At 64.4% G+C, this 18,588-nt stretch carries 18 protein-coding genes; 12 read left to right on the top strand and 6 right to left on the bottom strand.

Features of this window, described 5'->3' with window-relative positions; translation table 11 throughout:
* The first annotated feature begins 89 nt into the window (after positions 1-89).
* Positions 90-1,088 carry an aminopeptidase gene (locus tag ASF45_RS10955; protein WP_082550945.1) on the top strand — a complete coding sequence of 333 codons (999 nt, stop codon included), beginning with the start codon at positions 90-92 and terminating at the stop codon, positions 1,086-1,088.
* Positions 1,089-1,092: 4 nt separating this feature from the next.
* Here the strand turns inward: ASF45_RS10955 and ASF45_RS10950 are convergent, their stop codons facing one another.
* The 6 genes from ASF45_RS10950 to ASF45_RS10925 all read right to left on the bottom strand — a co-directional run bounded on the left by ASF45_RS10950 (position 1,093) and on the right by ASF45_RS10925 (position 4,434).
* Complete coding sequence (locus tag ASF45_RS10950) at positions 1,093-1,350, bottom strand: acyl-CoA-binding protein (RefSeq protein WP_056661419.1); 258 nt, start codon at positions 1,348-1,350, stop codon at positions 1,093-1,095.
* 56 nt (positions 1,351-1,406) lie between these two features.
* Positions 1,407-1,853 carry a hemerythrin domain-containing protein gene (locus tag ASF45_RS10945; RefSeq protein ID WP_369802114.1) on the bottom strand — a complete coding sequence of 149 codons (447 nt, stop codon included), beginning with the start codon at positions 1,851-1,853 and terminating at the stop codon, positions 1,407-1,409.
* 101 nt (positions 1,854-1,954) lie between these two features.
* Positions 1,955-2,728 (bottom strand): hypothetical protein, encoded by a 774-nt coding sequence (locus ASF45_RS10940; RefSeq protein WP_056661416.1) that lies wholly within the window; start codon positions 2,726-2,728, stop codon positions 1,955-1,957.
* 36 nt (positions 2,729-2,764) lie between these two features.
* Positions 2,765-3,442 carry a TetR/AcrR family transcriptional regulator gene (locus ASF45_RS10935; protein ID WP_056661413.1) on the bottom strand — a complete coding sequence of 226 codons (678 nt, stop codon included), beginning with the start codon at positions 3,440-3,442 and terminating at the stop codon, positions 2,765-2,767.
* A 47-nt stretch (positions 3,443-3,489) separates the two neighbouring features.
* The gene (locus tag ASF45_RS10930; RefSeq protein WP_063887638.1) at positions 3,490-3,906 is read right to left on the bottom strand and encodes a hypothetical protein; all 417 of its coding nucleotides are present in this window, start codon (positions 3,904-3,906) and stop codon (positions 3,490-3,492) included.
* Between the two features lie 6 nt (positions 3,907-3,912).
* A complete protein-coding gene (locus ASF45_RS10925) occupies positions 3,913-4,434 on the bottom strand; it encodes a phasin family protein (RefSeq protein ID WP_056661407.1) in 522 nt (173 codons plus the stop codon).
* Between the two features lie 98 nt (positions 4,435-4,532).
* On the opposite strand from ASF45_RS10925, the gene rfbB reads away from it, so the two are divergent.
* The 11 genes from rfbB to ASF45_RS10870 are packed head-to-tail and all read left to right on the top strand — an operon-like array spanning position 4,533 to position 18,587.
* Positions 4,533-5,603, top strand: coding sequence for a dTDP-glucose 4,6-dehydratase (rfbB, locus tag ASF45_RS10920; RefSeq protein WP_056661404.1), 1,071 nt, complete (start codon positions 4,533-4,535; stop codon positions 5,601-5,603).
* Positions 5,600-6,508, top strand: a complete 909-nt coding sequence (rfbD, locus tag ASF45_RS10915) for a dTDP-4-dehydrorhamnose reductase (RefSeq protein ID WP_056661401.1) — start codon at positions 5,600-5,602, stop codon at positions 6,506-6,508. Before rfbB ends, rfbD begins: the two co-directional genes overlap by 4 nt.
* Entirely contained in the window at positions 6,505-7,395 is an 891-nt protein-coding gene (gene rfbA, locus ASF45_RS10910; protein ID WP_056661398.1) for a glucose-1-phosphate thymidylyltransferase RfbA, read from the top strand. The genes rfbD and rfbA overlap by 4 nt, the downstream gene beginning before the upstream one ends.
* Entirely contained in the window at positions 7,392-7,937 is a 546-nt protein-coding gene (gene rfbC / locus ASF45_RS10905; RefSeq protein WP_056661395.1) for a dTDP-4-dehydrorhamnose 3,5-epimerase, read from the top strand. Before rfbA ends, rfbC begins: the two co-directional genes overlap by 4 nt.
* On the top strand, positions 7,934-8,785 hold the full coding sequence (locus ASF45_RS10900; RefSeq protein WP_056661391.1) for an ABC transporter permease: 852 nt from the start codon (positions 7,934-7,936) through the stop codon (positions 8,783-8,785). The genes rfbC and ASF45_RS10900 overlap by 4 nt, the downstream gene beginning before the upstream one ends.
* Complete coding sequence (locus ASF45_RS10895; RefSeq protein WP_063887637.1) at positions 8,775-10,166, top strand: ABC transporter ATP-binding protein; 1,392 nt, start codon at positions 8,775-8,777, stop codon at positions 10,164-10,166. The genes ASF45_RS10900 and ASF45_RS10895 overlap by 11 nt, the downstream gene beginning before the upstream one ends.
* Complete coding sequence (locus ASF45_RS10890; RefSeq protein ID WP_056661387.1) at positions 10,153-13,950, top strand: glycosyltransferase; 3,798 nt, start codon at positions 10,153-10,155, stop codon at positions 13,948-13,950. The genes ASF45_RS10895 and ASF45_RS10890 overlap by 14 nt, the downstream gene beginning before the upstream one ends.
* Positions 13,947-15,287 carry a glycosyltransferase family 4 protein gene (locus ASF45_RS10885; RefSeq protein WP_056661384.1) on the top strand — a complete coding sequence of 447 codons (1,341 nt, stop codon included), beginning with the start codon at positions 13,947-13,949 and terminating at the stop codon, positions 15,285-15,287. The genes ASF45_RS10890 and ASF45_RS10885 overlap by 4 nt, the downstream gene beginning before the upstream one ends.
* A 53-nt stretch (positions 15,288-15,340) precedes the next feature.
* Positions 15,341-16,297: an NAD-dependent epimerase/dehydratase family protein gene (locus tag ASF45_RS10880; RefSeq protein ID WP_056661381.1), complete on the top strand. Its 957-nt coding sequence runs from the start codon at positions 15,341-15,343 to the stop codon at positions 16,295-16,297.
* Positions 16,294-17,634: a glycosyltransferase gene (locus tag ASF45_RS10875; RefSeq protein WP_056661378.1), complete on the top strand. Its 1,341-nt coding sequence runs from the start codon at positions 16,294-16,296 to the stop codon at positions 17,632-17,634. The genes ASF45_RS10880 and ASF45_RS10875 overlap by 4 nt, the downstream gene beginning before the upstream one ends.
* Positions 17,631-18,587, top strand: a complete 957-nt coding sequence (locus tag ASF45_RS10870) for a glycosyltransferase family 2 protein (RefSeq protein WP_200932147.1) — start codon at positions 17,631-17,633, stop codon at positions 18,585-18,587. The genes ASF45_RS10875 and ASF45_RS10870 overlap by 4 nt, the downstream gene beginning before the upstream one ends.
* Position 18,588: the final 1 nt, after the last annotated feature.

The following is an 18,588-nucleotide window of genomic DNA, read 5'->3' as shown; positions in this document are numbered from 1 at the left end:
CCCGTAAACTGCCCGATGTGTGGAATCGTGCATTGTTCAAGCGCGTCGGCGCCGCGCTGGCGCTGTCGGCCCTGGCGGGGTGCGCCGACATGTCCTACTACCTGCAGTCGGCCCGCGGCCACCTGGCGCTGATGCAGGCGGCCCGGCCGATCCAGGATTGGCTGGACGACCCCGCGACGCCGCCCGAGCTGCGCCAGCGGCTGGAGCTGGCGCAGCGCATGCGCCGGTTTGCGGTGGAGCGTCTGCATCTGCCCGACAACGCGAGTTACCACCGTTACGCTGACCTGCACCGCCAAGCGGCTGTGTGGAATGCCGTAGCGGCGCCACCGTACGCGCTGACCCTGAAAACCTGGTGCTTCCCGTTCACGGGCTGCATCGGGTACCGCGGCTACTTCGACGAGGCCGAGGCGCGCGCGCTGGCGGACCGGCTGCGTGCCGAGGGCCTGGAGACGAACGTCTATGGCGTGCCCGCCTATTCCACGCTGGGCTGGATGAACTGGCTGGGCGGCGACCCGCTGCTCAACACCTTCATCCGCTCCAACGAAGGCGAGCTGGCCCGCCTGCTGTTCCACGAGCTTGCGCACCAGGTCGTCTACGTGAAGGACGACACCACCTTCAACGAGTCCTACGCCACGGCGGTCGAGCGGATGGGGGGGGCGGAATGGCTGGCCAGCGAAGCCGGCGATGTTGCGCGCGAGGCCTACCTGCGCTTCGACGGGCGCCGCCGCGAACTGCGCGCGCTGATGCTGCAGACGCGCCAGGCACTGGCCGCGGTATACGCGGACGACGCCAATCCGGAGCCCATGGAGCAGCGCAAGGCCCGCGCGATGGCGGACTTCCACGCATCCTATGCGCGGCTCAAGCGCGAGCACTGGGCGGGCTTTGCGGGCTACGACGCTTACATCGCGCGCGCCAACAATGCCGTGTTCGGCGTGCAGGCCGCCTACGACGGGCAGGTTCCAGCCTTCGAGGCCTTGTTCGCGCGCGAAGGCCGCGACTGGGCGCGCTTCCATGCCGCCGTGGCGGCGCTGGCGGCGCAACCCAGGGCCGAGCGTGACGCCGCCCTGGCAGCGCTGGCAGCGCGCTGAAACCTCAGTCGTCGAGCGCGGCGATGGCGTCGATGTATTGCTGCATCGCGTCTTCGGCCGAAATGCCTTGCAGCTTGTTCCAGGCGTCCCACTTGGCGCGGCCGACCATGTCGGAGAAGCCGGGCTTGGGAACCTTGTTGTCGCCGGTGCTGGCCTGCTTGTACAGGCCATACAGGCGCAGCAGTGTGGCGTTGTCGGGGCGCTGGCTGCGCTGCTGGGAGGCGACGACGGCGGCCTGGAAGGCGGTCTGCAGTTCGGACATGGCGGGCTCCTCTTCTTGGACTTCAGCGGGCACACGGCGCTTGGGCCCCGACGGCATCAGGCCTGCACACGCTGTGTGGTGAATTCTGCCTCGTACTCTTTCGCCAGCGCCGTCTTCTGCGCGGCACTGAGCACTTTGCCGGCCAGCTGGAAGAACTTCTGCTCCTCCTCGTCCAGGTGGTGGTGCAGCTTGTGGTGCAGCGCACGCGCCTTGACGAGCCAGGCCGGCGAGGACATGTCCAGATCCATCAGCTCCTCGACCATCTCGTCCATCTCGTGGTGCTCCGCGATGCCGTGGCGCGAGGTGTCGACGGCGGCGTCGTGCTCCATGAGTGGGGCGTAGAAGCAGCGTTCCTCCGCGGTCTCGTGCGCCGCCAGCTCGCGGCGCAGATCACGGAACAGCCGCTGGCGCTCGGGGCTGTCGCCGCTGGTGGCGACCAATTGGTCGGCCAGCGCGCGTTGCAGCGTATGGCTGATGCGCAGGGCTTCGAAGATGTTCAGCATGGCAAGGGCTCCGGGATGGGTGCCTGTGCATGCTCGCTGCGCCACGCAGCCGACGCCAGCGCCTCGGGCCGGGTCGCGCTGTAGGACAGGTGCGCGTGCTGTCAGTCGGCCAGGGCGGCCTGCGCGACGTCCACGTCCAGCCGCTCGGTGGCGTCCTGCGGCTCGGCAGCCGCGGCACGCTCGTAGAGACGGTTGGCCTCGTCCATGCGGCTGTCGCCTTCGAGCATCAGCAGCGCGTGGGCGTATTCCACCATGCCGATGACCGAGGCCGGATGCAGTTCCAGGCCCTGACGGAACATGCGCAGGCCGACCTCCTTCTTGGCGCCGTAGGTCATCGAGCCGATCAGCGCGCCGACCTTGTCGATGACTTCGGCATGGAAGGTGCCCAGTGCGAGGTGGGCATCGGCATGCCGCGGCGACAGCGCGATGACCTTTTCCAGCGATTCCTTGACCTTGGTGCCAAGGCCCTGGGCCAGGGCCTTGGCGATGCTGATGCCCTGGCTGTAGCGGCCTAGCGCGTAGGCGTGCCAGTACCAGGCGTTCGGGTCGTCCGGCGTGGCCTGGGCCTGCTGCTCGGCCCGTGTGGCGACCAGCCGGAACAGGTCCAGCCGCTCCTTCTCGCTGGGCTCCAGGTAGTTGGCGTAGATGGCGGTGGCCTTGTTGGCCACGGTCATCCCTTTGCCGCCGGCCGCCAGGCCCGCCGCGCAGGCCTGTGCGAAGTCGCCGTTGTGGAACAGTACCCAGGCCTGCAGCACGGCGGGGTCTGAGGGTGGCGGCTCGGCATCGCCAACGTGCAGCCTGGTCCAACATTGGAGCACGCCGGCTGCATCGAAATGGAATGCGCCCGCATGCGGGAATGCGCTCCAGTCGCCCATCGTGGTCTCCTCTTTGTGGCGGGTGTCGCGCCAAGTCTAGGTGGTTTGCATGACAGGCGCTTCGCGGGTGTAGGCCGCGACCAGCGCGAGCAAGTGTTCACGTTGCGCCAGCACCAGATAAGGCGCCAGCAACATCAGCACATGGTGGGCGCCGCGCAGCAGCGCGGCCTGCGCCGCGGCCGGTTCCAGCGCGTCGCGCGGCGCGCGGGCGTATTCGTAGCTGAGCCACCAGCTCAGCACCACCACCATGCTGGTGGCGGTGGGCTCGGCCGTGCGCGGGTCGATCTGCAGCGCGCCGCTGGCCGAGAGGCTGGCCAGCATGTCGCGCACCGCCCGCGTCTTGGCCTGCAGCACCTGCTGGACCTGCTGTTCGAGCCGGCGGTGGTTGCTGAGCAGGTCGTTGAGGTCGCGGTAAAGGAAGCGGTATTCCCAGATGCGCTCGAACAGGCTGTGCAGGAAGAACCAGGCGTCTTCCACGTCGCGGACCTCGGCACCGGCGTCCAGTAGCTCGTGCATGTGCTGGGTGTAGCGATCAAACAGCGCACCCAGCAACTCGTCCTTGGCGGGATAGTGGTAGTAAAGATTGCCGGGGCTGATGCCCAGTTCGGCGGCGATCAGCGTGGTGGAGACATTGGGCGCGCCGAAGCGGTTGAACAGCGCCAGTGTCACTTCCAGGATGCGTTCGGCCGTGCGGCGCGGGGCTTTCTTCGGCATCGGTCCTCCCTGGGAGGCAGCATGCCGCAGCCAGCGCCCGCCGGCCGCTAGGTATTTCCCGGTGCCGGGGCAGTCAGGTCCACCAGGGCCGGCACGACACGGCGGATGCGTTCTTCCTCGAAGTAGCCTCCGTGCTCGGCATAGCGCAGGAACACCGTGGCGCAGGTCCGGCAGCGCCAGACGCCGCAGCGGTTGTAAGGGAACCACGCCGGCGCGATGGGCGCATCGGCCGACCAGTAGCGCGTGTGCTGAGGGTGGTATTCCTCCAGCGTGGCTTCGAGCGGGTTGCCGGCCTGCGGGTCGTAGAGCGTGCCCAGGGGCTCCAGGCGCTGGCGGTCCAGCGAGACGGGGACGGTCTCCCAGCCGGTGGTGGGCAGCGTGGCGCAGGAAGGGCAGGGCGTGGTGTGGGCCTGCGCGGCGACATCGCGCAGGGCCTCGGCACCCCAGATCTTGTCTTCGGGCATTGCCATTCAGTCCTTGCGTGGCGCCGCGCGCTTGCGGGGGGCGCGCTTGGTCGGTGCAGACGGCGGTGGCGTGGCTGCGGCGTGGCGGGGCCGGGCGGCGGCCTTGCGCGCCGGTGCCGGGCGTTTCGCCGCGCGCTCCAGCGCATCGACACGGGCGGCCAGCTGTTCCAGCTCGTCGATCCGCGGCACACCGAGCTTGCGCAGCGCCTTGGCCACGCGTTCCTCGAAGATGCCTTCCAGCTTGTCCCACTGACCGGCAGCGCGCGCACCCAACTCGCTGGCCATGCTGCCAAAGCGGGTGCCAGCTTCGTGCAGTCCTTCCCGGGCGGCCGCCTGGGTCTTGTCCTGCATGTCGGCGCCCTCCTTGACCAGCCCTTCGAAGACCTTGCTGCCCTCGGCCTGGGCCTTGGCGAACGCGCCCAGGCCTGCCAGCCAGATCTGCTGCGCCGAGGCGCGGACCGACTCGGCGAACTGGGCGGCCGAGGCGTCGTCGCCGAACGGATTGAAGGGGTTGGGCTTTTTGGCCATGGTGGGATCCTCGAACGGGTGGATGCCTCCAACTGTAAGCGCCGACTGGCCCGATTCCTGCCTGCGATAATCGCCGGTTCGTTTTGCGGATACTTCCCATGATTCTTGTCACCGGCGGCGCCGGCTTCATCGGCACCAACTTCGTTCTGGACTGGATTGCCAGCGTTGGCGAACCCGTCCTGAACCTGGACAAGCTCACCTACGCGGGCAACCTGGAGAACCTGGCCAGTCTGGCCGGCGACGCACGACACCGGTTCGTGCAGGGTGATATCGGAGACACGGCGCTGGTTGGCCGCCTGCTGGCCGAGAACGAGGTCCGCGCTGTCGTGAACTTCGCGGCCGAATCGCACGTGGACCGTTCCATCCATGGCCCGGCCGCCTTCGTCGAGACCAACGTAGTGGGCACCTTCGGCCTGCTGGAGGCCGTGCGCGCCTATTGGGGGGCACTGCCGGCCGAGCGCAAGTCGGCCTTCCGTTTTCTGCATGTGTCCACCGATGAGGTCTACGGCTCCCTGGATGCACATGCGCCAGCCTTCACCGAGCAGCACCGGTACGAGCCGAACAGCCCGTATTCGGCCAGCAAGGCTGCCAGCGATCACTTGGTACGTGCCTACCACCACACCTATGGTCTCCCGGTGGTCACCACCAACTGCAGCAACAATTACGGTCCGTTTCATTTCCCCGAGAAGCTGATCCCGTTGATGATCGTCAATGCACTCGCTGGCAAACCGCTGCCGGTGTATGGGGACGGGCAGCAGGTGCGGGACTGGCTCTACGTCGGTGACCACTGCAGCGCCATCCGCCGCGTGCTGGAGGCCGGCCAGCTCGGCGAGACCTACAACGTGGGCGGTTGGAACGAGAAGCCCAATCTGGAGATCGTGCGCACGGTCTGTGCACTGCTGGACGAGAAGCGGCCGCGTGTTGACGGCAAGTCGTATGCCGAGCAAATTGCCTATGTGACCGACCGGCCCGGGCACGACCGGCGCTATGCAATCGACGCCCGCAAGATCGAGCGCGAACTCGGCTGGAAGCCGGCCGAGACCTTCGACACTGGCATCCGCAAAACCGTGGACTGGTACCTGGACCACGCCGAGTGGGTGGCGCGTGTGCAGAGCGGTGCCTACCGCGAATGGGTGTCCACCAATTACGGCGAACGAGAGAGCGCATGAAGATCCTGTTGCTGGGCAAGGGTGGCCAGGTTGGCTGGGAGTTGCAGCGCAGCCTTGCGCCGCTGGGCGAACTGGTGGCGGTGGATTTCGACAGCACCGATCTGTGCGGCGACCTCAGCAAACCCGAAGAGTTGGCTGCAATGGTGCGCCGTGTCGCGCCGACCGTCATCGTCAACGCCGCCGCCCACACGGCAGTGGACAAGGCCGAGAGCGAGCCTGAGTTCGCCCGCACGTTGAACGCGACGGCGGTGGGCGTGCTGGCGCGCGAGGCGCAGGCACTCGGTGCCTGGATGGTCCATTACTCGACCGACTACGTCTTCAACGGCAGCGGCAGCGCACCCTGGAGCGAAGACAGCCCGACCGGCCCTCTGTCGGTCTACGGCCGTACCAAGCTGGAAGGCGAACAACTGCTGCAGCAGCATTGCGCCCGGCATCTGATCTTTCGCACCAGCTGGGTCTACGCCGCGCGCGGCCAGAACTTCGCCAAGACTATGCTGCGGTTGGCCGGCGAGCGCGAGCGGCTGACCGTGGTGGATGACCAGTTCGGCGCCCCCACAGGCGCAGAATTGCTGGCCGATGTGACGGCCCTGGCACTGCGCAGAGTGCAGGCAACCGATGGCGACGCGTTGGCCGGCCTTTACCACGTGGCGGCCGCAGGCGAAACCTCCTGGCATGGCTACGCGCGCTTCGTGATCGACTTCGTCCGGCAGCGCGGGATCGCGCTCAAGGCGTTTGGCGAGGCGGTGCAAGCCGTTCCGTCGAGCGCATTCAAAGTCGCGGCGCCGCGCCCCGGCAATAGCCGGCTCGATACAAGCAAGTCACGCGACACGTTCGACCTGGTGCTGCCCCATTGGCAAACCGGCGTTGCGCGCATGCTCACTGAAACCCTGGAACGCTCCGCATGACAGCAAATCGCAAGGGCATTATCCTGGCCGGCGGCTCGGGCACCCGGTTGCACCCGGCGACGCTGGCCATCAGCAAGCAGCTGCTGCCGGTGTACGACAAGCCGATGATTTATTACCCGCTTAGCACGCTGATGCTGGCCGGGATACGCGAGATTCTCGTGATCAGCACGCCGCAGGACACGCCGCGGTTCCAGCAGCTGCTGGGGAACGGCAGCCAGTGGGGAATCAATTTGCAGTACGCCGTGCAGCCCAGTCCAGACGGACTGGCGCAGGCGTTCCTGATCGGGGAGGCGTTTCTCGCGGGGGCACCAAGCGCCTTGGTTCTCGGCGACAACATCTTCTATGGCCACGACTTGGCCCACTTGCTGGGTGCAGCCAGTGCCGAGGAGCATGGCTCCACCGTGTTCGCTTACCACGTCAACGATCCTGAGCGCTACGGAGTGGTGGCCTTCGACAAGGCGGGCCGGGCCAGCAGCATCGAGGAAAAGCCGGTACAGCCCAAGAGCAGCTATGCCGTGACGGGCCTGTACTTCTACGACGAACAGGTTGTGGACATTGCCAAGGCTGTGAAGCCCAGCGCACGTGGCGAGCTGGAGATCACTGCGGTGAACCAGATTTACTTGGAGCGAGGCCAACTCAATGTGCAGGTGATGCAACGCGGCTATGCCTGGTTGGATACAGGCACGCACGAAAGCCTGCTGGAGGCGGGGCAGTTCATCGCTACCTTGGAAAATCGGCAGGGGCTGAAAATTGCTTGTCCTGAAGAGATCGCTTGGCGGGCAGGGTGGATCGACGATGCCCAGGTCTCTCGACTTGCCGACACAGTGCGCAAGAACGGCTATGGCCAGTACCTGCTGCGATTGGTCAAAGAAGGACGTGCTCGATGAAGATCGTGCCGACGGACATCCCCGACGTTGTCATCATCGAACCTCAGGTGTTCGGCGATTCGCGTGGGTTTTTCTTGGAAAGCTTCAACAGCCAGCAGTTCGAGTCCACGCTTGGCCGGCGTGTCGACTTTGTGCAGGACAACCATTCCCGGTCTGCCAAGGGCGTGCTGCGCGGGCTGCACTATCAGATCCAGCGTCCGCAGGGCAAGCTGGTGCGCGTGGTTCGCGGCGCGGTGTTCGATGTGGCTGTCGATGTGCGCAGGTCGTCGCCCACCTTTGGGCGTTGGGTAGGCGTGGAGCTGACAGAAGACAACCAGCGCCAGTTGTGGATTCCCGAAGGCTTTGCGCACGGATTCCTGGTGCTGAGCGACGTGGCCGACTTCCTGTACAAGACCTCTGAGTACTACGCGCCGGAACACGAGCGCTGTATTGCATGGAACGATCCGGCCATCGGGATCGATTGGCCGCTTGAGGGTCTACCCAACTTGTCTGCCAAGGATCAGCGGGGTCTGCCTCTGACGGATGCGGACCAATTCCCATGACAGCATCGTCCGTCGTGACGGATCCCCACGCGGCGCCATCCACCTCTCCTTCGGCACTGGTATGCAGCATCCACAGGAATCGCCATCTGGTCCTCCAGTTGGCCAAACGCGAGGTCGTTGGGCGCTACAAAGGCTCTTTCCTTGGAATGACCTGGTCGTTCTTCAATCCCGTGCTGATGCTGGCGGTCTACACGTTCGTCTTCTCAGTCGCGTTCAAGGCGCGCTGGGGCGCGGGTACCGAAGAAGGGAAGGCGCAGTTCGCGATCGTGCTGTTTGTGGGCCTTATGGTGCATGGCTTGCTGTCCGAAGTGCTCAACCGGGCGCCGGCCCTCGTGCTTGCCAATGCCAACCTGGTTAAGAAGGTGGTTTTTCCTTTGGAGATCCTGCCGCTTGTAAGCGTTCTGGCGGCGCTGTTCCACTGCATGGTGAGCCTGGGTGTCCTACTGGCCGCGATCCTGTTCTTCACCGGATACCTGCACTGGTCCGTGATTTTGGCCCCTCTGGTTTTCTTGCCACTGCTGGTGTTGACGACGGGGTTGGCTTGGATCCTGGCCTCGCTGGGCGTCTACCTCCGTGACGTCAGCCAGACCGTGGGCATCGTCACGTCGGCCATGATGTTTCTGGCGCCGGTGTTCTACCCGGTGACCGCATTGCCGCAAAGCATGCAGTCTTGGCTCTTCCTCAATCCACTCACCTTCATCATCGAGCAGGCCCGTCTTGTTTTGATCTGGGGAAGCGCGCCGGATTGGCTGGGGCTCGGTGTCTACATGCTTGTCGCTGTCTTAGTTGCCTGGGCTGGATATGCATGGTTCCAGAAGACGCGCAAAGGTTTCGCGGATGTCCTCTGAGTTTTCGGTACAGGTCGACGGCCTTGGGAAGTGTTATCAGATCTACGAACTTCCGCGCGATCGCCTGAAGCAGTTCATCGTGCCGCGGCTGCGGCGCATGCTCGGCCGCCCCTCCGCGGTGCCCTACTACCGCGAGTTCTGGGCATTGAAGAACGTTTCGTTTGCAGTCGAGAAGGGCGAGACAGTCGGCATCATCGGGCGAAACGGATCGGGCAAATCAACCTTGCTTCAGATGATCTGCGGCACTCTGACACCGTCAAGCGGCTCAGTCCGCACGTCTGGTCGTATCGCCGCGTTGCTTGAATTGGGGTCTGGGTTCAATCCAGAGTTCACAGGCCGTGAGAACGTGTATCTCAACGGCGCAGTGCTTGGCCTGCGGAAGGACGAAGTCGATGCCCGTTTCGACGATATCGTGGCATTCGCCGACATTGGCGAGTTCATCTCTCAGCCCGTCAAGAACTATTCGAGCGGCATGGTTGTCCGCCTGGCCTTTGCTGTGCAGGCGCAGTCGAACCCTGACATCCTGATCGTGGACGAGGCCCTTGCCGTCGGTGACGCCAAGTTTCAGGCCAAGTGCTTTGCCCACCTCAAGAAGCTGAAGGCGCAAGGCACGTCCATCCTGCTCGTGTCGCATTCGACCGAGCAGATCGCCACCCATTGCGATAGGGCCGTTTTCCTGAAATCAGGCGACGTGGTGACCATCGGCAAGCCGCGCGAGGTTATCAATCTGTATCTGGACGACATGTTCGGCGTGGAACGAGTGGGGGAGGTCGAGGCCGCCACCTTGCCAGCCGAAGACGTCGTGGAACAGAGCTATGGGTTGTCGGTCAGCGACGACCGCTTCCACCAGCATCCCACGTACAACGCCCATGAATACCGATGGGGCGATGGTGCCGCCCTGCTGTTGGACCATTGCCTGCAAGAGGGTGGCCGAGCCGATGTCGGCGCCGTGCGCTCGGGGGCGGCGGTCCAGCTGAAGCTGTCCATTCGGTTTGTCTCGCACATCGTGCGGCCCATCGTGGGGTTCACCATCAAGACCAAAGAGGGCGTGACCCTGTACAACACCAATTCGGAGCTGCAGCGTTGCGGCGGTATCGGCGGTTCCGGCGACGCGGGCCATGCTTTGGGGGTCGAAATCTCCTTCTTGGCATCCTTCGCGCCAGGCGACTACTTCATCTCAGTCGGCGTGGCATCGCGCCAGCCCAATGGCGATGTGGTGCCGCATGACCGCCGCTATGACGCCATTCTGTTCACCGTGCTCGCCGAAGAGCACCAGGCTTTCAGCGGCATCTTCGACGTCGGCGCGCAGATGCAATCGTATTTCCACCGCGCTACCGGTTCCGGCGGTCGCGCAACAGGAGTTGTCGATGCAACTGCCTGAAGCCTATTCGTTTGACGCGCGGACGGGCGTCTGGCGCCGCCCCGACCTCCACGCGTTCGCTTATAGCGACGGGGATGCTGTGGAGCAGCGGATCCTGGGCATCGTCCGTGGTTGCGCCGACCTAAGTATCTTCTCCGAAGAGCTTGCCGCTGCAATCAATGACTGGCCAAGCCTCTACCACCTCGGGCGCGGACGCATCAATCTATTGCGGCCGTTTCGCAGCATGCTGGCGGGCTCCGTGCTTGAGATCGGGTGCGGCTGCGGTGCCATCACGCGGGCGCTGGGTGAATTTGGCGCGGATGTGGTGGCACTGGAGGGCAGCATCGTGCGTGCCGAGATTGCCGCCGCGCGTTGCCGTGGTCTCGACAACATCTCAGTGATCTGCGACAGCTTCGACAGTTTCGAGTCGAAAGAACGCTTCGACGTTGTCACTTTGATTGGTGTTCTTGAGTACGCGCGCAAGTACTTCGCTGCTGGGCCGGGACAGGATCCTGTTGCAGCGACCCTCGCGCGAGCCCGGAGCATGCTGAAACCGGGCGGGGTGCTGCTGCTGGCCATCGAGAACCAGCTCGGTCTCAAGTACTTCGCAGGCCGACCGGAAGACCACAACGGTGTGCCCATGTACGGCATCGAGGACCTCTACGGCAGCTCCGACGCCGTGACGTTCGGTGAGCATGAACTGCGTGGCCTTCTGAGCGCTGCGGGCTGGGATCACCAGCGCTGGTGGTATCCGTTTCCCGACTACAAATTTCCGATCAGCATCCTGTCAGAGTCCGGCGTGCATGCCTCGGCCGATCTGGCGCCGCTGTTGCAGAACTCGGTGCTTGCCGATCCCCAACGCGGTGCCACCAGCTTCTCGCTCGAAAGCGCATGGGCGCCGGTGTTCCGCAACGGCTTGGCTGGCGCATTGGCGAACTCGTTCGCGGTCGTGGCTTCCGATCGACCGCTGCCAGAGCCGCAGGCGCTTGCCTTCCACTACGCCAGTGCGCGTCGCCAGTCGTTCGCGAAAGAGGTGGCCTTCACACAGGGCGCTGCGGACAACATCCTGGTGCAGCACCGACCACTTGTCGGGTTTGAAGGGTCACGGGAACAGGCAGCGGACGGCTTGGCTGTCGAATTCGAGCAGGTCGAGTTCGTTTCCGGCCAGCATTGGCAGAAGGAACTGGTGCGCATCCTGAATCGTCCGGGCTGGTCCATGGACCAACTGCTGCCCTGGGCGGCAACCTGGTTCAGCGCATTCGTCCGGCATGCGGGCCTGGCTGTGGGCGCCGAACTGGACAAGCACACGCCCATCGACGGCAGCCACTTCGATGCCGTGCCGCGTAATTTGATCGTGCGTTCGCCCGACGATGCCGTGTTCTTCGACCAGGAATGGCATTTGAGCGAGCCCTGTACGCTCGGCTTCATCGTGTTTCGCAGTCTGGGTTTGAGTTTCTTCGGTGTGACATCGGTGGCCCAGGCCGCGCCGGAATGCAGCGTTGCGTTGCAGGACATTCTGCTCAGCTTGGCAAGCGGCATCGGCATCCCTTTGGCTAAGGATGATCTGCCGGCCTATGTGGCCCAGGAAAACTCCATACAGGGCCGGGTCGGTATACAGCCGACCGCCGCGCTCACGACCGAACTCGTCGCACAGTGGCGTTTGAATGTGCGCGTCTCCAGCTGGAACCCGGAGAACCTCTACCGCCTGGAAGCGGAGGTGGCTCGCAAGGACGGAGAGCTGGCGCAACTCGGTGCGGAGATCCACCGCCTCGAGGCGGTCGTCCTCTCCAAGGACCAGCGGCTCGAGGAGGTTGGTCTGGAGTTGCAGGCGCTTCGCCAAATGCAAGGTGCCGCACCGTCCGATGTGGCTGGTCTGATCACGGTCATTGCGGCGAAGGACCTGCGGCTCTCCGACATTGGACAGGAGCTTGCGAATACCCATGAGGTATTGGCGCGCAAGGACCGGGATCTCGGTCTGCAGGCCGCGGAGATCGCGCGACTGGAAGCCGAGATCCATGACAAGCACGACCGCCTGCAAGCGCTTGGTGTGGAGTTGAGCGGTCTGCACGTTGTTCTGGGAACCACGGTGGAAGCCAAGGACCAACGGCTGCAGGAGATCGGTCAGCAACTGGAGGGCGCCCATGAAGTGTTGTCGCGCAAGGAGCGGGAGCTGGCCCACCAGGCCTCAGAGATCGCGCGGCTCGAGGCCGCAGTGCACGAGAAGCAGGAGCGGCTCCACGCACTGGGTCTGGAGTTGAGCAGCATGCAGGCCGACCATGCGCTGCAACTGAACACATTCCAGCAGAACGCCCTGCAGGAAGCCGAGTCGCTGCGTGAGAGCTTGGCAGCACTGCCCGTGCGGATCGAAAGACTCGAGCACGAGATCGCAGTCCACGCGCAGCGCACTGACGAGGAGCGCCATTACTTCTATGCAGAAGTGGCCAAGCGCGACCAATTGCTGGCGGACGGACAAGCACGCCAGGACCAACTGAAGGCGGAACTGCAGAACGCTGCCACGACGCTGCAGGCTCTGAAGCTGACGCGCTGGTTTCGGCTGCGCGACATTCTGCTCACGCATCCTTTCGGGTTCCGCAAGCTGTTGCTGCTTGCCGCCACCATTGGCGGCGGCTTGCTGCCCCGCCGTTGGCGTTCCAGCATCGTGCCGCGCATGCAGCGCCTGCTTGGACTCGCGCCCGTGGCGCCCACTGCCAAGAGCAGTGATTCAAGCGCTTACCAAGTGAAGGTGCCGCCAGCCGCCCCCGCTGCCGCGCCCAAGATCATCCATGCGATCGCCAACTTCATGACGGGGGGCTCGTCGCGCCTGGTGATCGACCTGGTCGAATATTTGGGCAGCCAGTACCGGCAGACCGTGCTGACGAGTTTTAACCCGGATCCGCCTGCATACGTGGGAGTGGACATCGAGGAGTGCCGCTTCCCGCAGGACATCGGACCGCTCGTCGCGTACTTCCAGCGCATGCAGCCAGACGTGGTGCACGTGCACTATTGGGGAGACTGCGACGAGCCGTGGTATGCCAAGGTCATCGAAGCAGCCAACCACCTTGGCTTGCCGGTGGTCGAAAACATCAACACGCCGATTGCGCCGCACCGCTCCGCCGCCGTGGTGCGCTACGTCTATGTGAGCGACTACGTCCGCAATGTCTTTGGGTCGCCCGGCGCCGAGCATGTGACGGTGTATCCGGGTTCAGACTTCGGGCTGTTCACACGTGGCCCCGCTGAACACGCACCGGCCGATTGCGTTGGCATGGTCTACCGGCTCGAGCGCGACAAGTTGAACGAAGACGCCATCCTGCCTTTCATCCGCATCGCGCAGTTGCGACCGCAGACGCGCATCCTGATCGTGGGCGGCGGCAGCCTGTGCGAGCCCTACCGCGAGGCGGTACAGGCCGCAGGCGTGGCGGACAATTTCGAGTTCACGGGCTATGTCAGCTACGACAAGTTGCCGGCGCTATACCGGCGCATGAGCCTGTTCGTCGCGCCAGTGTGGAAAGAGAGCTTCGGCCAGGTCAGCCCGTTCGCGATGAGCATGAAGGTGCCAGTGATCGGCTACGACATCGGCGCAATCGGCGAGATCGTCGGCGACCCCGCACTGTTGGCCCCCCCAGCGGATGCGGAGCGTCTCGCCCAGATCGCGGTTGATCTGCTCGAGACCCCCGACAACATCCACCGCCTGGGTGATGCGCAGCAGCGCCGTGCCCAGGAAAACTTCTCCATACAGGCCATGATTGCCAGCTACGCGCAGATCTACGCTGAAGTCAGCGGACAGGCGCGCAAGGATCTCCCGTGAAAGTTGCATTCTTCGTCCACTGCTTTTTCCCGGAGCATTTCTACGGTACCGAGACGTACACACTGGATCTGGCCAAGCACTACCGCGCGGCTGGTCATGAGGTCGTCGTCGTTTCAGCCGTGTTCCAGGGCGAGCCGGCGCGCGATGGGCTTGTGAGTCGCTATGAGTACCAGGGGATCCCGGTCGTCTGCATCGACAAGAACGCGGTGCCCCACACGCGCGTCAAGGAAACCTACTACCAGCCCGATATGCGGCCGGTTCTTGAGGCCGTACTGCGCGAGCTCAAGCCGGACATCGTGCACGTGACGCACCTGATCAACCACACGGCTGCGCTGCTCGAGGTCACCCAGCAACTCGGCATCGCCACCTACGCCACGTTCACCGATTTCTTCGGGTTCTGCCTGAACAACAAGCTGGAGGCTGCCAACGGCGACCTGTGCGCGGGGCCCTCACCCTCTCGCACGAACTGCATGGCCTGCTATCTGAAGGATGCCGCGCGCAGCCCTTATGCAGATCGGTGGGTCCGGCAAGCCACGTCCCCGCGATCCGCCCAGTGGATCGCCAGCCTGTCCAACGTAGGCAGGCGGCTGCCCGGCCTGCGAAACGGGCCTGTGGATGGCTTGCTGGAAGACATTGCCCGACGGCCGGACACCCTGCTAGGCCTGTACAACGGGGCATACCGCGGCGCCGTTGCGCCCACGCGCTTCCTGAAGACAGCCTACGAGAGCAACAGCATCACAACCCCCATGCGTGACATCTGGTTCGGGGTCGACATCGACCGTAGCCCGAAAACGCCCCGGGTTGCCAGCCAGCGGCCTGTCATCGGCTTCATCGGTCAGATCGCACCGCACAAGGGCACGGACCTGCTCATCGAGGCGTTCGCGCGGCTGCCGCGTGGTGCAGCGGAACTGCACATCTATGGCCCAGCAGATCAGGACCCCGTGTATATGGCCAAGCTTGAGGGGCTCGCTGCAGGTCACGACGTGGCCTTCAAAGGCACGTTCCCTTCCGCCCGCATGGCACAGGTGCTGGCCCCGATGGACCTGCTCGTGATCCCTTCGCGCTGGTATGAAAATAGTCCGCTGGTGCTGTTGAACGCGTTGGCAACCCACACTCCAGTGCTGGTGTCCGATGTCGCCGGAATGACCGAGTTCCTGGAGCCTGGGCGCAACGGATACGCGTTTGCGCGAGGCAGCGTTGATGATCTTGCGAAGAAGCTGGCAGATCTGGTGCGCGATCCAGCAGCCCTGCATGCGCTGGCGAGAAGCACCTCCTACGACCGGACGCCGGAGCGTATGGCCTGGGACACGCTCGCGATCTACCACGAAGCTGCGTAGCAAGTACGGTTGTATGGCTGCGTCGGCACGTTGCGTTCTGTGAGGGGAAGCGGATGAAGGTACTGGTTCTGGGCGGTGGCGGTTTCATTGGGTCGACCATCGCAGACCGACTGCTGGCAGACGGCCACATGCTGCGCATCTTCGAACGTCCGCGCGTCGAGCCTTACCGTGTGTTCGCAGCGCACGAATCGGTCGAGTGGATCGGCGGCGACATGTCCAGCACGCACGACGTTGGTCGCGCCGTGGATGGCGTCGATGCGGTGATGCACCTGGTCTCCACCACGCTGCCCAAAGGTTCGAACGACGATCCCATCTACGACGTTCAATCCAACGTCGTTGCCACCCTGCAACTGCTCGACGCGATGGCTCAAAAGCGCGTGTCGCGCATTGTGTTCATTTCTTCGGGCGGCACGGTCTACGGCACACCGCAGTACCTGCCGGTGGACGAGGTGCACCCGACCGAGCCGCAGGTGTCTTACGGCATCACCAAGCTGATGATCGAAAAGTACCTGGGCCTGTACAGGCAACTGCATGGCATCCAGCCCGTGATCCTGCGCGTAGCCAATCCTTACGGCGAACGTCAGCGCATCGAAACCGCTCAGGGCGCCGTGGGCGTTTTCGTCCATCGGGCGTTGAGCGGCCAACCGATCGAGATATGGGGGGATGGCGGCGTCACGCGCGACTACATCCACGTGCAGGACGTGGCCGAGGCCTTCGCGCGGGCGCTGACGTACGAGGGCAAGCAGACCTGCTTCAACATCAGTGCCGGCGTTGGCACCAGCCTCAACGAACTGGTCGCGATGCTGGGCGAATTGCTGGGTCAGCCGCTAGACGTGCGATACAAGCCCGGCCGTCCGTTCGACGTGAAGGTCAATGTCCTGTCCAACGCGCTCGCGCGCCGGGAACTCAACTGGACTCCGCGGATCGGCATGCGTGAGGGCATAGAGCGCACGTTGGCATGGACGCGCCAACGCCTGGCGACTGGCCTGGGGGTGAACGAGGCGTCATGAACATCCTGCTGGTGGTGCACCAGTTCTTCCCCGAGTTCTCTGCGGGGACGGAAGTGCTGACGCTGGGCGTCGCGCGCCAGCTGCGCGCGCGCGGCCACACGGTGCGCATTCTGAGCGGACATCCCGGAGCTGCCGATTGCGGGCACGCCGGCCGGCGCGAGCGCTACTGGTATGACGATTTCGAGGTCTACCGCTTTCACCATGCCTATGTGCCCATGGGTGGACAGACCTCGATGCTCGAGGTCGGCTCGGACAACCGTCTGGCTGCGCTCTATCTGCGCGACATCCTTGCGGAGTTCCGTGCCGACCGTGTCCATTACTTCCACTTGAACCGTCTTGGCACCGGGCTGATCCTGGAGGCCGAGCGGGTGGGTGTGCCGCAGTCATTGACCCCCACCGATTTCTGGGTCGTGTGCCCTACGGCGCAGCTGCGCCTGCCTGACGGAAGGACCTGCGATGGGCCGTCCCGCCATGCCGGCAATTGCGCGTTGCATTTCGCGCAGAACATGGTACGCCCACGTCTGCAGGGCCTTGTGCGCCGCGTGCCGACCGCACTGGCCGACTGTGCGGTGCGCGCGGCCGTGGCTGTCCATGCACGCGCGCCGACGCAACTGCGCGAGCTGCGCGCCATGGGGGAACGCCTTCCCAAGTCCATCGAGCGGCTCAACCGGCTGGACCGCATCATGGCGCCCACTGACTTCATGCGCGACAAGCTGATGGCCTACGGTGTCGAGCCGTTGCGTATCGTGCAGATCCCATACGGCGTCGATTTGCCATTGAATGGTGCCGTCCCATTGGCGCCGGGCCCCGGTACCGTCCTGCGCATCGGTTTCATCGGCACGCTGGCAGCGCACAAGGGCGCGCATGTGCTGCTCGATGCGTTCGGTCAGCTCGTGCCCGGCCTAGCCACGCTGCGCATCCATGGCGGCATGCACGAGTTCCCGGACTATGCCGCGCGACTTCGTGCGGCGGCGGCTGCAACCCCTGGCGTGGAGCTGGCAGGCACCTTCGCTTCGTCCGAGATATTCGGTGTGCTCGCCGAGTTGGATGTGCTCGTCGTGCCCTCCCTGTGGTACGAGAACACGCCCTTGGTGGTCTATTCCGCCCAGGCTGCAGGCCTGCCGGTAGTCGCCTCGGATTTCCCCGGCCTAGCCTCGGCCGTGCGTGACGGCATCGATGGCCTGCTGTTTCCCCCTGGCGATGCGCTGGCTCTCGCACGCCAGTTGTCGCGGCTGGCTGAGTCGCCGCGGTTGTATGCCCAACTGCGTGCCCAGGTGCGGCCGCCCAAGTCGACCGCGACCTACGTCACCGAGTTGCTGCGAGCATGGCAGGCATGAGGCAGACGGTCACCATCGTCATCGTCAACTGGAACAGTGGTGCACTGCTGCGCGAATGCCTGGCGCATTGCCTGCGTCAGACCGTGCCGGCCGACGCCATCTTGGTCGTGGACAACGCCAGCCAGGACAACTCGCTGGATGGTGTGGACGCGTTGCCGGGCGTCACGGTCATGCCCATGGAGCGCAATCTGGGCTTCGCCGCGGCCAACAACCGGGCCATTGCACAGTGCACGACCGATTGGGTGCTGCTGCTCAATCCGGATGCGTTCGCCGAACCGGGTTGGATGGCGGCTTTGTTGGCTGCAGCAGCAGAGCGGCCAAACGTCGTCGCGTTCGGGTCGCGCCAGATGCAACATGGCAAGCCTGGAATACTCGACGGCATAGGCGACAGCTACTACATCAGCGGCCAGATCCTGCGCGACCGCTACCAGCAGCCCTGCCGGCCCGAGGACTTGGTCGCGCGCGAAATCTTCTCCCCGTGCGCGGCCGCCGCCATGTACCGGCTCGACGCGGTACGGCAATGCGGTGGCTTTGACGAAGACTTTTTCTGCTACGCCGAGGATGTGGATCTCGGCTTCCGCCTACGCCTGGCCGGGCACAGTTCGTGGTATGTACCGGATGCGGTGGTCTGGCACATGGGGTCGGCTACCGTGGGAGGGCAGCACAGCGACTTTGCCACGTACTACGGCCACAGGAATCTGGTGTGGGTGTTTGTCAAAAATATGCCCGGACCTCTCTTTTGGCCGCTACTTCCCATCCATGTTTGCATGAATGTCGCGAGCTTTTTCCGGTTGTCGCGCCGTGGCCAGGCAAGCGTGGGGTGGCGTGCGAAACGAGATGCGCTGCGCGGCTTGCCCGCAATGTGGCGTCACAGGACATTGATTCAGCGGGCTGCCCGTGTCAATGCGCGCCATGTCTGGAATTTCTTGAGTAAACGAATTTTTTCTGGTTGAC

Source organism: Pseudorhodoferax sp. Leaf265 (assembly GCF_001422365.1).
In the GTDB taxonomy this organism is placed as follows: Bacteria; Pseudomonadota; Gammaproteobacteria; order Burkholderiales; family Burkholderiaceae_C; genus Pseudorhodoferax.
This window is presented reverse-complemented; position numbering and strand designations above follow the sequence as displayed.

Coding starts and splice junctions, on each gene's coding strand:
- ASF45_RS10950 (WP_056661419.1), bottom strand. CDS start 1,350: ATGTCCGAACTGCAGACCGCCTTCCAGGCCGCCGTCGTCGCCTCCCAG.
- ASF45_RS10895 (WP_063887637.1), top strand. CDS start 8,775: ATGTCCTCTGAGTTTTCGGTACAGGTCGACGGCCTTGGGAAGTGTTAT.
- rfbD (WP_056661401.1), top strand. CDS start 5,600: ATGAAGATCCTGTTGCTGGGCAAGGGTGGCCAGGTTGGCTGGGAGTTG.
- ASF45_RS10925 (WP_056661407.1), bottom strand. CDS start 4,434: ATGGCCAAAAAGCCCAACCCCTTCAATCCGTTCGGCGACGACGCCTCG.
- ASF45_RS10930 (WP_063887638.1), bottom strand. CDS start 3,906: ATGCCCGAAGACAAGATCTGGGGTGCCGAGGCCCTGCGCGATGTCGCC.
- ASF45_RS10870 (WP_200932147.1), top strand. CDS start 17,631: ATGAGGCAGACGGTCACCATCGTCATCGTCAACTGGAACAGTGGTGCA.
- ASF45_RS10945 (WP_369802114.1), bottom strand. CDS start 1,853: ATGCTGAACATCTTCGAAGCCCTGCGCATCAGCCATACGCTGCAACGC.
- rfbB (WP_056661404.1), top strand. CDS start 4,533: ATGATTCTTGTCACCGGCGGCGCCGGCTTCATCGGCACCAACTTCGTT.
- rfbC (WP_056661395.1), top strand. CDS start 7,392: ATGAAGATCGTGCCGACGGACATCCCCGACGTTGTCATCATCGAACCT.
- ASF45_RS10890 (WP_056661387.1), top strand. CDS start 10,153: ATGCAACTGCCTGAAGCCTATTCGTTTGACGCGCGGACGGGCGTCTGG.
- ASF45_RS10955 (WP_082550945.1), top strand. CDS start 90: ATGTCCTACTACCTGCAGTCGGCCCGCGGCCACCTGGCGCTGATGCAG.
- ASF45_RS10935 (WP_056661413.1), bottom strand. CDS start 3,442: ATGCCGAAGAAAGCCCCGCGCCGCACGGCCGAACGCATCCTGGAAGTG.
- ASF45_RS10940 (WP_056661416.1), bottom strand. CDS start 2,728: ATGGGCGACTGGAGCGCATTCCCGCATGCGGGCGCATTCCATTTCGAT.
- rfbA (WP_056661398.1), top strand. CDS start 6,505: ATGACAGCAAATCGCAAGGGCATTATCCTGGCCGGCGGCTCGGGCACC.
- ASF45_RS10900 (WP_056661391.1), top strand. CDS start 7,934: ATGACAGCATCGTCCGTCGTGACGGATCCCCACGCGGCGCCATCCACC.
- ASF45_RS10875 (WP_056661378.1), top strand. CDS start 16,294: ATGAACATCCTGCTGGTGGTGCACCAGTTCTTCCCCGAGTTCTCTGCG.
- ASF45_RS10880 (WP_056661381.1), top strand. CDS start 15,341: ATGAAGGTACTGGTTCTGGGCGGTGGCGGTTTCATTGGGTCGACCATC.